The organism is Rhodospirillum sp. A1_3_36, assembly GCF_047263945.1.
GTDB lineage: Bacteria > Pseudomonadota > Alphaproteobacteria > Rhodospirillales > Rhodospirillaceae > Rhodospirillum.
The window spans coordinates 14,924-28,014 of the sequence record NZ_JBLAVB010000029.1; the positions used below are offsets into that span (position 1 = coordinate 14,924).

General features: G+C 62.3%; 11 protein-coding genes. 9 read left to right on the forward strand and 2 right to left on the reverse strand.

Going from position 1 to position 13,091, the window contains the following annotated elements:
• Nucleotides 1-25: 25 nt before the first annotated feature.
• Complete coding sequence (locus tag ACLIRY_RS24755; protein ID WP_413208102.1) at nt 26-634, forward strand: TetR/AcrR family transcriptional regulator; 609 nt, start codon at nt 26-28, stop codon at nt 632-634.
• 187 nt (nt 635-821) lie between these two features.
• Here ACLIRY_RS24755 and ACLIRY_RS24760 read toward each other — a convergent pair whose 3' ends face one another.
• On the reverse strand, nt 822-1,736 hold the full coding sequence (locus ACLIRY_RS24760; protein ID WP_413208103.1) for a PaaX family transcriptional regulator C-terminal domain-containing protein: 915 nt from the start codon (nt 1,734-1,736) through the stop codon (nt 822-824).
• Nucleotides 1,737-2,101: 365 nt separating this feature from the next.
• On the opposite strand from ACLIRY_RS24760, the gene ACLIRY_RS24765 reads away from it, so the two are divergent.
• The 3 genes from ACLIRY_RS24765 (at nt 2,102) to ACLIRY_RS24775 (ending at nt 5,231) form a co-directional block, all read left to right on the forward strand.
• Complete coding sequence (locus tag ACLIRY_RS24765) at nt 2,102-3,127, forward strand: hypothetical protein (RefSeq protein ID WP_413208104.1); 1,026 nt, start codon at nt 2,102-2,104, stop codon at nt 3,125-3,127.
• A gap of 223 nt (nt 3,128-3,350) precedes the next feature.
• On the forward strand, nt 3,351-4,400 hold the full coding sequence (locus tag ACLIRY_RS24770) for a 2Fe-2S iron-sulfur cluster-binding protein (RefSeq protein ID WP_413208105.1): 1,050 nt from the start codon (nt 3,351-3,353) through the stop codon (nt 4,398-4,400).
• Between the two features lie 348 nt (nt 4,401-4,748).
• On the forward strand, nt 4,749-5,231 hold the full coding sequence (locus ACLIRY_RS24775; RefSeq protein WP_413208106.1) for a transposase: 483 nt from the start codon (nt 4,749-4,751) through the stop codon (nt 5,229-5,231).
• 325 nt (nt 5,232-5,556) lie between these two features.
• Here ACLIRY_RS24775 and ACLIRY_RS24780 read toward each other — a convergent pair whose 3' ends face one another.
• Entirely contained in the window at nt 5,557-6,237 is a 681-nt protein-coding gene (locus ACLIRY_RS24780) for a GntR family transcriptional regulator (protein WP_413208107.1), read from the reverse strand.
• 402 nt (nt 6,238-6,639) lie between these two features.
• Here ACLIRY_RS24780 and dctP point away from each other — a divergent pair, with 402 nt between their 5' ends.
• From dctP to ACLIRY_RS24805, 5 genes are all read left to right on the forward strand, one after another.
• Nucleotides 6,640-7,638 carry a TRAP transporter substrate-binding protein DctP gene (gene dctP / locus ACLIRY_RS24785; protein ID WP_413208108.1) on the forward strand — a complete coding sequence of 333 codons (999 nt, stop codon included), beginning with the start codon at nt 6,640-6,642 and terminating at the stop codon, nt 7,636-7,638.
• A gap of 94 nt (nt 7,639-7,732) precedes the next feature.
• Nucleotides 7,733-8,440 (forward strand): TRAP transporter small permease, encoded by a 708-nt coding sequence (locus ACLIRY_RS24790; protein WP_413208109.1) that lies wholly within the window; start codon nt 7,733-7,735, stop codon nt 8,438-8,440.
• 1 nt (nt 8,441) lies between these two features.
• Nucleotides 8,442-9,773 carry a TRAP transporter large permease gene (locus ACLIRY_RS24795; protein ID WP_413208110.1) on the forward strand — a complete coding sequence of 444 codons (1,332 nt, stop codon included), beginning with the start codon at nt 8,442-8,444 and terminating at the stop codon, nt 9,771-9,773.
• Entirely contained in the window at nt 9,770-11,083 is a 1,314-nt protein-coding gene (locus tag ACLIRY_RS24800; RefSeq protein ID WP_413208111.1) for a malonyl-CoA decarboxylase, read from the forward strand. Before ACLIRY_RS24795 ends, ACLIRY_RS24800 begins: the two co-directional genes overlap by 4 nt.
• A gap of 69 nt (nt 11,084-11,152) precedes the next feature.
• Nucleotides 11,153-12,679 carry a malonate--CoA ligase gene (locus ACLIRY_RS24805; RefSeq protein ID WP_413208112.1) on the forward strand — a complete coding sequence of 509 codons (1,527 nt, stop codon included), beginning with the start codon at nt 11,153-11,155 and terminating at the stop codon, nt 12,677-12,679.
• Nucleotides 12,680-13,091 lie beyond the last annotated feature (412 nt).

Sequence of the window (13,091 nt, forward strand, 5' to 3'; positions counted from 1 at the left end):
GTGAACGACACGATTGGAAGGGTGAATGGCGCGAACGAGAGCGGCGAATTACGATGAAAAGCGACAGGCGATCCTGAAACGGGCCGCCGAGGTGTTTTCGCAAGAGGGGTTCGACCGGGCCTCCATGTCCCGTCTGGCCCAGGCTTGCGGTGTCTCCAAGGCCTTGCTCTACCACTACTACACGGGCAAGGACGAACTGCTGTTCGATATCATCGGCGGTCACCTGGAAGAACTCAGCGCCCTGGTGGACGGCGCCGATGACGCCACCCTTCCGACGGAGGAGCGCCTTCTGGCCCTGGTGACGGCGATCCTGGAGGGCTATCGGGACGCCACCCACGAACACCGGGTCCAGATCAATGCCCTGTCCCAGTTGCCCGACGCCCAGCAGGAGGAGCTGCGTGGCCTGGAGCGCCATCTGGTGGGCGTCGTCGCCCGCGCCATCGAAGGGTTGGATCCACGGCTGGCGGGGGAAAAGGCTCTGTTGAAACCCCTGACCATGTCCCTGTTCGGGATGCTCAACTGGCACTACATGTGGTTCCGGCCCGAAGGCCCCATGACCCGCCAGGACTACGCCCGAATGGCCACCACCATCACTGTCGCCGGAGCCAAGGCGGTCCTGGAAAAGGGCGCCTGAGGGTTAGAGGCGCTTTGAGGCCAAGTTGGTCCGCGAATGCGGCCCAACTTGATCTCGGACGACTCTGGAGTGAAACTGGATCAGCTTGAGTCAAGCTGGCCCAGTTTCCCTCTCATCCTATACTGTTTAGAGGCGCTTCGAGGCCAAGTTGGTCCGCGAATGCGGCCCAACTTGATCTCGGACGACTCTAGGCGAACCGCTTGAAGGTCAGGTGGTCTGGCGGAGGCAGGGGGCCGTCGGTGCCCAGGCAATGGCCGTCCACCCATCGGTCCGAGGGGTCGCGGACCCGCGCGTAAATCTCCTTGCACAGAACCCGGGCGAGATCGCCCAGCCAATCCGACCGCAGGACACCCACCGGAAGGCGGGGATCCTTCAGGACCAGCGCGCGGAACTCGTGGATCAGCAGCAGGCGCAGGACCAGGGCTTCGGCATCCGTCAGGGGCATGTCCTCCCGCAGGGCCTCGGCCACGGGCTCATAGCGGCGGCGGAACTGGTCATAGCCGTCGGTCAGGGCATTCAGGTCCCAGGATTGGTTCACCATGCTTTTCAGACCCGAAGGCAAGCCGTTGCCCGGGCCGTCCACCACCAGGGCGGGCCAGTCGTCGACCGCCGCGTCCAGCCGCTCCCGGGCGGCCCGGTCCAGGTTGGCCGGTCGCAGGCGCGCGCCGCCCATTCGGCTGAACCCCAGGACGTCGAGGGTCGCGCTCAGCCGTTCCTCTCCCCCAGTGCCCTGGGGGCCGGGCAGGGGAACGACCACCAGCCAGTCCCCCTCCCAGGCCGGATCCGAGGCGGCGTAGATGACGCGGGAGGCGTCCTGATATTGCCGGAGCGCTGGATCGGACAGGCAGTAGAAGCTGTTCCGTCCCGCCCGGCTGCGAATGAACATCCCGTCCGCCGTCAGGCGGGAGAGGGTGGTTCTCACCAGCCCCTGACCCAGCCCCAGCATGTCTGCGATATCCAGGATGCTCTGGGTGGCGATCAGCCCGCCCCGGGGCATGACAATGTCGCCGAACAGGGTCACGACAAGACTTCCCGCCCGCAGAGGGCGACGGTCGGTGATCCGTTTGGCCAGGGCGTTGATGGTCGTTGAAAGGGGTGTCATGGGCGGTCCCGGTCGCTGTCCGTCGATCAAGGAGGATTCCCAAGGTCTCGCATGGGCGATGTTCGCGAATCAAGACATATGTCTCGCACTGCGGAAATATCGCCTATACCCCAAGGCGTGAGAAAATTTGTAACGGCGATGATGTAATGCATTGCATTGATATTAAAAACAAAAATAGGCTAATCAGATCTCACGAAATAGATATTACAAAAAAAAATATTTACAGAAAAAAGCGTAATACGTTAGCGTTGTGACAGATCAGGGCTCCGGGTAAGACAGGGGGCTCCAATGGACCATGGCGTGGATCGCTCTGCGCCGTGGCCCAACAAAATCACCGACAGAGGTTTACAGGGAGACGCCAGACCATGGCCGAGAAGGAACGGTTCGCCGACAAGATGGAATTTCCGCCCAAGGTGGAGCAGCCCAACGTCTTTCCGCTCAGTTGGGAAGCCAAGAACGCCAAGTTCGAGGAAGTCTGGGACGCCTCCCAACGGGAATTCTGGGATCCCAAGAAGTTGCCCTGGGACACGTTCGACGTGACCAAGTTCAATTGGGAGGAGCGGGAGGCCATCGCCTATTGGTGGACCCTGCTGTCGGTCTTCGATGCCTCCGCCCCGCCGGTCTTCGCCGAGGCGTTGATCAAGACCTATGAAGTGCACGAGGAGGATCCCGTCCGCCGCTGCTTCTTCTCCGTCACCCGAGACGAGCAGAACCACGAGCAGATGTGCGGTCTGGTTATCACCAAGCTGCTCGAGCACAGCGATCCCCTGACCTACCAGCCCAAGACCGAACTGGGCAAACGCCTCCAGAAGAACGCCCAATGGCTATACTTTAACGGTGGGCGTTATTGGGAGGGCTACAAGAAGGCCGTGCCAAAATACAGCCTGGCGGTGCTGTTCAGCTCGTTCCTGATGGGCGAAGTGGCTGCGGCGACCATCTTCAAGCAGATGGCCGACGGCTCCAGCGAACTGGTCTTCAAGGAGGCCTTCCGCAACATCGGCCGGGACGAAGGGCGGCACATGGCCATCTGCATGGCACTGATGGAGCGGGATTATCCCAATCTGGATCTGACCGACCGGGAGACCATCACCAAGCAGGTACGCGCGGGCTACCTGTTCCTCTCCGCAGTGCTGTTCGAGCCGCCCATGGAATTCTGGGACCTGCCCGAGGACTTCATCGGCAACCAGCGCGAGGGCGAGGCCGTGGCCCGTCAGGCGGGCTTCGCCATTCCCGAATACGAGGCCAAGAAGGAGAATTGGCGCAAGGCCATCCTGAACCTGAAGGGTGTGCTCGACCGCTACGACATTCCCTTCCCGGCGATCCCCGAGGTGGGCATCTCCGGCAAGGAAATCACTGATGTGGAGATGGCCGACATCATCCCCGTCTTCTAGAATCGTCTGAGATCAAGTTGGACCGCTTCGTGTTGGAAGCACGCCTTCAGCGTGACGCGGACCAACCTGGCCTCGAAGCGCCTCTGAAAACGATAGAAACAGAGTGAAACCAAAAGAATACCAGGCCGGGACCGGGTGGGGGAAAGTCCACCCGGTCGACCGCGTCCCGGCCAACACCAACACCAAAAAAGATCATCGAAATAGGAAACGGGGAAAAGGTCCCATGAAAATCATCCGGATGCGCCCTTCGGGCAAGGAACTGGCGGTGGAAGAGGGGGAAAGCATTCTCGGTACCCTGGAACGGAACGGCTTCGCCCTGCCCAACAACTGCCGGGCCGGCGCTTGCGGGGAATGCAAGTGCAAGGTCCTATCCGGCGACTTCGACCAGGGGCTGGTCATGGACATGGCCCTGTCGGAGGAGGACCGGGCCGAGGGCTGGGCGCTCACCTGCATGGCCAAGCAGACCAGTGACGTTCTGGAAATCGATTTCGGGACGGAGGATGCCAAACCCAAACTTTTTCCGCCCCGGGAAAACGTTTATTGCGTGGTGGTGGACAAGTTCCCCCGCACGCCCTCCATCATCGAACTGCGGCTGCGGCCCCTGGGTCAGCCCCTCCGCTTCTGGCCGGGCCAGTACGTCACCCTGGGGGACCGCTCTGCGGGTATTCCCGAACGCTGCTATTCCATTGCCAATATCCCCAACCGGGAAAACGAGATCGTCCTGCAGGTCACTCGGGTGAAGGGGGGCCAGACCAGCAACTGGATCCATGACACCCTGGCCGAGGGTGATAACGTGGTGATCAATGGTCCCTATGGGACGTTCATTGGCGACCCCTCCGCCGACACGCCGGTACTCTGTCTGGCCTCGGGGTCGGGGTTGGCGCCGATCATTTCCCTGGCCTCCGCCGCATTTCTGCGCGGCGGGTTCCGCCATCCGGCGACCATCCTTTTCTCCGCCCGGACCCGGGACGATGTCTATGAAACGGGGCTGTTCGCCTATCTCAAGGCTCGTTTCCGCATGTTCAATTTCCGCTACACCCTGACCAGAGAGCCCAATCCCGGCGGCCTGGAGGGGCGCCTGCCCGCGCAATTGCCGAGTCTGTTCCCGGACCTGTCGGGATACAGTGTCTATATCGCCGGAAGCCCCGGTTTCGTCGACGACTGTGCGGCTGCTGCTTTGGCCCTGGGTCTGCCGCCGGAGCGGCTGCACCAGGAAGGCTTCGTTTCCCAGGTTCGCCCAGAAACACCACCCCGCGAGCGGTTGGTGGGGTAAGGACCGGATCCAATGGCGTTATAGCGGGGGACGACGCGTTCTACCAGCCGAGAAGCTGGAGCGGGTTTTCCCACCCTTCTTCCGGGGCGAGGGATCTTGCGGGCGGGAAACGGACGGGACCGGGATCTGGTATGGATCCTGGATGACGGGTGTTTGCAACAGGACGGGTCGTTGGCGTCTTTCGGTGGTCCACCTGGGTTCTTGGGTCGCAAGGCATGCTTCGGCATCTGGCCTCTCTTCCGCCGGTCCGCGTCATGGTCGCCGGGGTTCCGCGCCCGGCGATGGGGGACCACCCAGGGTGCCGGGAACGTATAGCCAGTGACACTGCGAAGAATGTTTTCAGCGCTCATGGAATTGACGAGCACGACAAGGTCTCCCTGCCGCTCTCGACGCGGAGTTGAGCAAACAGCACAAACAAAACACCACCAGCCAGGCACTGGATACGATCCCGGGGTCGGGCGCTTGCTGTCTTTGACCTTGGCACTCCACGTCGATCCAGCGCAATTCAAGGATGGCCGCCATTTCGCCAGTTGGGTGGGATTGACGCCAAACCCAAAATCGCCAGGGGGAAAAGTCCGGATAGGCGGCATCTCCCGGGAAGGGTATGAAGGCATCAGGCATTTGCCGGTCGTCGGTGCGATGGCGGTGATCGCCGATGCCAAACGCAGCGGGAAAGCCCTTTCCCCTTGGCTGACCAAATTGCTGGAGCGTAAGCCGCTTAAGCTGGCCGCCTGCGCCCTGGCAAACAAGATGGCCCGGATCGCCTGGGCCATTATGACGACGGGAGAATGCTATCGAAAGCCTGACCTTCAGGCTCTCTCGGCAGTTTGATCCCGTCGTCACAACCGAAAGGAAACGCAACAGCCACTTGAGATGATGACAAACGATCTCGGACCGGACACTCCGTTGGTCCCAAAGGCGGTTCATGCCGTGGGTTTGTTTGGAGCCAGTTCGCGGAACCCATCTGGGCCAGCGGTCATGGCACCGCATAAACAGGCCGAACACATGACTACTATCGTTCCTGTCAGAAACTCAAAAAAAGCGCTAGCCTCGCCAAAGAGGGGGAGGGACGGGGCAAAGCCCGTGAGGGGGAGGGACGGGGCAAAGCCCGTGACGGGAAAACATCCCCTGTCGTGTACCGTGCGGTCGACGCCCCCTATCCGGCCTTGGCCCCGGACAAATAGGCACGGGGTAGGATGGCGAGCAGGTCATTCAGGGCTGCCCCCTGGATGTCCACATGGCGGAGCATGACGGCGCCAGCGGCTTCCGGGTCGTGCCTGGCGATGGCGTCGAGGACCTCGGCATGTTCCGCACAGGATCCGCTGATGCGCCCTGGTCGGTAGAGTTGGAGCCGTCGGTAAGGGGAAAGGCGATTGCGCACGGCCTGCGTTTGCCGCGCCAGATAGGCATTGTGGGCGCCGGCATAAATGGCTTCGTGGAAGGCGACATTGGCGGCGTAATAAGGGTCCGCTTCCCCCCGTTCCGTTTCCCGCTGGCAGTCTTCGTGTAGGCGGCGCAGGGCATCCACTTCTTGGGCCATCATTCGCCGGGCGGCCAAGCGGGCGCAGTAGCTTTCCAGCTCGGACATGACCTCGAACATTTCGATCAACTCGTTGATGGTGATGGAGGCGACCACTGTGCCCCGGCGGGGCCGGGTCTCCACCAGCCCGGAGGATGCGAGCTTTTGCAGGGCCTCCCGCACAGGGGTGCGCGAGACGTGGAACCGTTCGCTCAAGGTGCGTTCGTCCAGTTTGTCGCCCGGTTGCAGGGCGCCGGTCACGATGTCCCGCTCCAATTGGCCCACCAGGGTGGTGGCCAGATTCAACGTCCTACCCATGGGGCCCTTGGTCCTTTCGGTTCCCAGAAAAAATTCCTCACCCACTCTGTGGTATACCACGTGATGTCCGGTGGCACAAATTTTACCGGATCTGGATTCGGAGAACGGCAGGCGCTTTCTTTGGTGCTGCGCTGCGGAAAATCCTTAGGAAAATCCGAGTCTTTATGGTCCTTGTATTTTTCCGGATAGGGTTCCCGATCCCTTGCTTTCCCTTTCTTTTCGGGGAACGGTGGGGCGAAAAACACGATTTGGTATATTGCGTTGCGGTATGATGTTTTGCTTTGAGTTGATCTGGTATACAAAAAATCATGGACAGGATGCCAGTCATCTCCTATCCCTGGAGTCAGGGTTGGCGGACTGAGATCAGCCCAACAAAAGAAAACCGAGACAGGGAGTCATTCCATGAAGATGTTCACCACGCGGGCCGTGTCTGCGGTGGCCCTGGCCGCCACCCTTCTGGGGGGTATTGGCATTGCCGAGGCGACCACGTTGAAGCTGTCCCATCAGTGGTCCGATAAGGACGTGCGCCACAAGGTGGCGGAAATCATTGCCGACGAGGTGAAGAAGGCTGACGTGGATCTGGAAATCCAGATCTACCCCAACGGCACCCTGTTCAAACCCAAGGAGCAGTGGACGCCCCTGACTCGAGGGCAGTTGGACATGATCGTCTATCCCCTGGCCTACGCCGGAGGACGTCATCCCGAATTCAACCTGACCCTGATGCCAGGGTTGGTGAAGAACCATGCCCATGCTGAACGCCTGAACAAAAGCCCCTTCATGGGCAAGATTGAGGAGATCTTGAACGGCGCGGGCGTGGTCACGGTGGCCAAGGGCTGGCTGGCTGGAGGGTTCGCCGGTAAGGACAAGTGCATCCGTCAGCCCAAGGACGTGGAGGGCATGCAGTTCCGTGCTGCGGGCAAGTCCTTCGAGGAAATGCTGGTCGGGGCCGGGGCGTCCATCTCCGCCATGCCCAGCTCTGAAGTGTACACCGCCATGCAAACCGGTATCCTGGACGGCGTGAACACCAGCTCGTCGAGCTTCGTGTCCTACCGCATCTACGAACAGGTCAAGTGCTACACCCCCGCAGGCGAGAATGCCCTGTGGTTCATGTACCAACCGGTTCTGATGTCCAAAAAGTCCTATGACGGCTTGAACGATGCCCAAAAGGCCGCGCTGGCCGCCGCTGCGGCGAAAGCCGAGGCCTATTACTCCGAGGAGGCCGCCAAGCAGGACGCGGAGTCCGTCAAGGTCTTCAAGGACGCGGGCGTGGAAATCGCCGACCTGACGGCGGAAGACTTCGCCGCATGGCAGGAGATCGCCAAAAAGACCTCCTATAAGTCCTTCGCCGATAGCGTCGAGGGCGGCCAGGAACTGCTGGACATGGCCCTGTCCGTGAAGTGATCGATCATCCTCCCCGGAACGCGCCGTTTCGCCATGACCCCAGGCGCGTTTCGGGACTCATTTTCTCGTAGAGGCTAACCCGGAGACGATCCCCATGACCGCCTTCGCTGACTCCATCGCCCGTCTTGCCGCTCATGGCTGTGCCCAGGGGGATGACCCAGGGGACGATCCGCCCTCCGGTGACGACAGCTGGGGCGCCACACCGCCGTCCAAGCCCCACCGCTCTGCGGATCCGTCTCCGTCAGGGGAAACACCAAGCGGGCCGCTTGATGCCTTCATTTCTGGGGTTGGTCTGCTGTCCCGCCTCTGCGGGGGCGTCTCGGCGGCCCTGATTCTGGTGTCCATGCTGATCGTCTGCCAGATGGTTTTCCTGCGCTATGTCCTGAACGCATCCACCGTTTGGCAGAGTGAGGCGGTCATTTACATGATGATCGCCGCGACCCTGGTGGGCCTGCCTTATGTGCAGCTCATCCGAGGTCATGTGAACGTGGACCTGTTCCCCATGTATCTGAGCCCCGGCCCCCGCAAGGCCCTGGCTGTCCTCTGCCTTCTGGTGGGGGTGGGGCTTTGCCTGGTCTTCGGGGGGTATGGGGTGGAATTGGTCCTGGAAGCCAAGTCCGGCGGCTGGCTGTCGGAAAGCATCTGGGCGCCGCGCCTTTGGATCCCGTTCCTCGCCATTCCCGTTGGGTTTCTGGTCCTGTTGTTGCAATTCGTCGCTGACCTTCTGTCCCTGCTGACCGGACGGGAGTCTCCCTTTGGCCTGGATCCCGAGGCCGCCGCCCCCCAGACGCGGAGACATTGAGATGGACCCCCTTCTCCTCGCCCTGATCATTGGCGTGGCCACCACGGCCATCCTGTTCTCCGGCCTACCCGTGGGTTTTGGGCTGCTGACCATCAGTCTGGTCTTCATCGTCTCCTTTGATGGCCTGAGTGCTTTGTCCTTGATGCCGGAGATCCTGTTCGGAAAGCTGGAAAGCTTCGAGGTCCTGGCCATCCCCATGTTCATCCTGATGGGGGCGGCCGTGGCATCTTCCCGGGCGGGGGCCGATCTGTATACGGCGCTGGACCGCTGGCTGACCCGGATCCCGGGTGGGCTGGTGATCTCCAACCTTGGGGCTTGCGCCCTGTTTTCCGCCCTGTCCGGATCCTCTCCGGCCACCTGCGCGGCCATTGGCAAGATGGGCATCCCGGCCATGCGCGAGCGCGGCTATCCCGACACGGTGGCGGCGGGCTCTATCGCGGCTGGGGGAACCCTGGGGATCCTCATCCCCCCCAGTGTCACCATGATCGTCTATGGCATCTCCACCGAAACCTCCATCGGTCGCTTGTTCCTGGCGGGGTTGTTGCCAGGCCTGTTGGTGACGGTGCTGTTCATGGCCTGGTCCATCTATTCCACCTGGAGCCAAGCCCGGCGCATGGGCGACGGGGTTTCGGCCCTGACGGCGGTCACCTATAGCTGGCGCCAGCGGTTCGAGGTTCTGCCCCGGGTCATCCCCTTCCTGGTGATCATCGCCGGAGTGCTCTTCGCCCTTTATGGCGGGGTGGCCACACCCTCGGAAACGGCGGGGGTCGGCGCCTTCTTCTGCCTGCTGACGGCCGTTGTCATTTACCGCATGTGGCAGCCGGGCAAGCTATGGGAGATCCTGCGCGACACCACCCGGGAATCCGTGATGATCCTGTTGATCATCGGGGCGGCGGGGGTGTTCAGCTATATGCTCTCCAGCCTGATGGTCACCCAGACCATTGCCCAGTGGATCGGGGCCTTGGAGGTCAACCGCTGGGTCCTGATGGGCTTCGTCAACGTCTTCTTGCTGATGGCCGGGTTCTTCCTGCCGCCGGTTGCGGTCATCCTGATGAGCGCCCCCATTCTGTTGCCGGTGATCACCTCTGCGGGCTTCGACCCCTATTGGTTCGCGGTGATCCTGACCATCAACATGGAGGTAGGCCTGATCACCCCGCCCGTGGGCCTGAACCTCTACGTTATCAACGGCATCGCCCCGGACATCCACCTGAAGACCATCCTGCGCGGCTCCATCCCCTATGTGCTTTGCATGTTCGCCGCCATCCTGATCCTCTGTATTTTCCCGGAGATCGCTACTTGGCTGCCAACAACCATGATGGGAGACGCCCGATGACTCGCGTTGGCGTAATCGACTGGCTGACGGGAATCGCCGACCGGGGACGGGAGTTGCTCGACTTCCCCTTGTCCCAGGGAAGCGACCGGGAGCGGACCCTACTGGGGCTCTGTCACGACCTCGCCTCCCGCTCCGGCGAGGCCACGGGGACGGCCCTGGCGCGGGAGGTGGCCGCCCAATGGCATCTCCTACCCAAGGGGGACCGACCGGCTTTTTTCCGGGCCTTGCTCGACGAGTTCTCCGTCGATGCGAAAGCCCTGGAGGCCGCCATTGCCCGCTGGCGGGAGGCCCCCGACGAGGCCGCGCTGACCGCCCTGCATCAGGCCGCCGAACCGGCTCGCCAGGATCTGCTCCGGCGCATCAACATGGCGCCCGACGGCACCGAGGCCGTGGTCGACATGCGCCTGGCCCTGCTTGGCCTGCTCAAGGACCATCCGGATCTGGCGCCCCTGGACGACGACCTGCGCCACCTGCTGTCGAGCTGGTTCAACCGGGGCTTTCTTGAACTGCGCCGCATCGATTGGCGGACCAGCGCGTCGGTGCTGGAAAAGCTCATCCGTTACGAGGCCGTGCACGAGATTGATGGTTGGGACGACCTGCGCCGCCGCCTCGCGGCTGACCGCCGCTGCTTCGCTTTTTTCCATCCGGCGCTGGAAGACGAGCCGCTGATCTTCGTGGAGATCGCCCTGGTCAAAGGGCTGGCGTCCAGCGTTCAAGCTCTCCTGGAACCGGGCGAGGACCCCGACGCCCCCAAGACCGCAGACACGGCGATCTTCTATTCCATCAGCAACTGTCAGGAGGGGTTGCGCGGGATTTCCCTGGGCAATTTCCTGATCAAGCAGGTGGTCGAGGAATTGCGCCGGGAGATGCCCAACCTCAAGACCTTCTCCACCCTGTCGCCGATCCCCGGCTTCGTCGGCTGGCTGCGCTCCCGTCGCAAGGGAGCGGAGGCCGAGAAGGCCAAGGCCCTGCTCGCCGTTCTTGACCAGGACGGATGGCAGGAGGACACCGCGCTTGCGGAGTCCATCCGCGAGCCCATGACCCGCCTGTGCGCCGCCTACCTGTACCATGGGCGCCGGGGTAAGGCGCCGCTGGATCCCACCGCCCGCTTCCACCTGGGCAACGGGGCGACCCTGGAGCGGGTGAACTGGCTGGGCGATACCTCGGCCAAGGGGCTGCGCCAATCCGGAGGGATGATGGTCAACTACCTCTACCGTCTGTCCGATATCGAACGCAATCACGAGGCCCTGATGGCCGAGGGGAAGGTGGCCGCCTCCCGTGCGGTCCTCTCCCTCGCGGGCAAGGGGTGACCGCGCACCGGTCTCCTCCCCAGACCCGATCCCGAATAAAAATACCGACCCAGGAAATGGACCTAAACCATGTCGTTGTATCCGCTGATTGAAAGCCGCCTTCCCGCCGACCGGTCCCGACCGATCATCATCACGCCGGACGGGACCGAGATCTCCTGCGCCGCCCTGATCGACCGGGCGGCCCGCATGGCTGCGGTGCTGCGGGCCAATGGGGTGGTGCCCGGCGATCGGGTCGCCGCCCGCGTGGAGAAATCCTGGGATGTCATCGCCCTGGTTCTGGCCTGCCTGCGCACGGGCGCCGTGCACCTGCCGCTGAACACGGGCTATACGGCTTCGGAAATCGCCTACTTCCTGGGCGATGCGGAACCCCGGGTCTTCGTCTTCGATCCCGCCGCAAAGGGCATGGCCGAGGAAGCCACCAAGGCGGGCGCCGTCGGTCTGACCTTGGGTGTCAACGGTGACGGCACTCTGGCCGAGGCCGCCGACGCCGCCGAGCCCGACACAGAGGTTGCCGAGCGCGCCGACGACGACCTTGCGGCGATTCTCTACACCTCGGGCACCACGGGGCGGTCCAAGGGAGCCATGCTGACCCATAAGAACCTCGCCTCCAACGCCTTGACCCTGCACGAGATCTGGGGTTTCCGTGAGGGGGATGTGCTGCTCCATGCCCTGCCCTTGTTCCACACCCATGGCCTGTTCGTGGCGGCCAATATCATGCTGCTCAACGGTGGCACCATGATCCTTCTGCCCAAGTTTGACGCCGATGTGATGTTGAAGCTGATGCCCAAGGCCACCTGCATGATGGGGGTGCCGACCTTCTACACCCGCCTGCTCGACCATCCGGGGCTGACCAAGGAGGCAACCAAGACCATGCGCCTTTTCGTCTCCGGCTCCGCCCCCCTGCTGGCCGAGACCCACATCGCCTTTGAGGAGCGCACCGGCCATCGGATCCTCGAGCGCTATGGCATGACCGAGACCTGCATGAACACCTCCAACCCGCTGGACGGTGACCGGAGAGCCGGAACGGTCGGCCTGCCCCTGCCGGGGGTCGAGGTTCGGGTGTGCGACAAGGACGCGCGGATCCTGCCACCCGGTGAGGTGGGCGTGCTGGAGGTCAAGGGGCCGAACGTCTTCAAGGGCTATTGGCGCATGCCCGAAAAGACCGCCGAGGAATTCCGCCCCGACGGCTTTTTCATCACCGGCGATAACGCGGTCATCGCCGAGGACGGCTATGTGACCATCGTTGGCCGGGACAAGGACCTGATCATTTCCGGTGGCTTCAACGTCTACCCCAAGGAAGTGGAGGACGTGCTGGCCACCCTGCCGGAGGTCAAGGAAAGCGCGGTGATCGGCCTTCCCCACCCCGACTTCGGCGAGGCCGTGGCTGCGGTGATCGTCCCCACCCCGGGTGCCACCCTGGACCACAAGGCGATCATCGCCAAGGCCGCGGAGAGCTTGGCGAAATTCAAGGTGCCCAAGGTCATCTTCGAAACCGCCGAACTGCCGCGCAACACCATGGGCAAGGTCCAGAAAGCGGCCATGCGCAAGGAGCACGCGGAGACGTTTGCGGCGAAAGCCAAGGCTTCGGTGTCCTGAGCGAACGCTCGGGGGCTGCTGCCCCCGATCCCCCGCTTCGTGGGAGGCCAAGGCCTCCCACACCCTCCAGGTTTTTTTGGGGTTATGCGGGATTAGCGGGAAGTGAGCTGACGCGGATTCATTATTCGTCATTCCCACGCACGCGCTAAGGGATGCACGTTTCTTTTATTTAGGGCTGATCATTTTTATACCAAGGGCATGAGGTTGTGACTCGGATATAGGCTTTAAGGGATTCCCTAGTTCGCTCAATCATGATTCACTCTCCCCATATTCAATTTCTGGATAGGGGAGTTGACCTTGGCGATAGAAATCCGTCGGGGAGATCATGACGCAGCGTCGCTGCGGGGATTGGCTGTTTCCACCGATGACGCGAAAGCGGCCCGGCGCTTGTTAGCCATGGCGCTTGTTCTGG

Bases quoted from the DNA above. Each gene is read 5' to 3' on its own strand.
- ACLIRY_RS24780 (WP_413208107.1), bottom strand. From the start codon at position 6,237: ATGGGTAGGACGTTGAATCTGGCCACCACCCTGGTGGGCCAATTGGAG.
- ACLIRY_RS24795 (WP_413208110.1), top strand. From the start codon at position 8,442: ATGGACCCCCTTCTCCTCGCCCTGATCATTGGCGTGGCCACCACGGCC.
- dctP (WP_413208108.1), top strand. From the start codon at position 6,640: ATGAAGATGTTCACCACGCGGGCCGTGTCTGCGGTGGCCCTGGCCGCC.
- ACLIRY_RS24790 (WP_413208109.1), top strand. From the start codon at position 7,733: ATGACCGCCTTCGCTGACTCCATCGCCCGTCTTGCCGCTCATGGCTGT.
- ACLIRY_RS24800 (WP_413208111.1), top strand. From the start codon at position 9,770: ATGACTCGCGTTGGCGTAATCGACTGGCTGACGGGAATCGCCGACCGG.
- ACLIRY_RS24760 (WP_413208103.1), bottom strand. From the start codon at position 1,736: ATGACACCCCTTTCAACGACCATCAACGCCCTGGCCAAACGGATCACC.
- ACLIRY_RS24770 (WP_413208105.1), top strand. From the start codon at position 3,351: ATGAAAATCATCCGGATGCGCCCTTCGGGCAAGGAACTGGCGGTGGAA.
- ACLIRY_RS24775 (WP_413208106.1), top strand. From the start codon at position 4,749: ATGGAATTGACGAGCACGACAAGGTCTCCCTGCCGCTCTCGACGCGGA.
- ACLIRY_RS24805 (WP_413208112.1), top strand. From the start codon at position 11,153: ATGTCGTTGTATCCGCTGATTGAAAGCCGCCTTCCCGCCGACCGGTCC.
- ACLIRY_RS24755 (WP_413208102.1), top strand. From the start codon at position 26: ATGGCGCGAACGAGAGCGGCGAATTACGATGAAAAGCGACAGGCGATC.
- ACLIRY_RS24765 (WP_413208104.1), top strand. From the start codon at position 2,102: ATGGCCGAGAAGGAACGGTTCGCCGACAAGATGGAATTTCCGCCCAAG.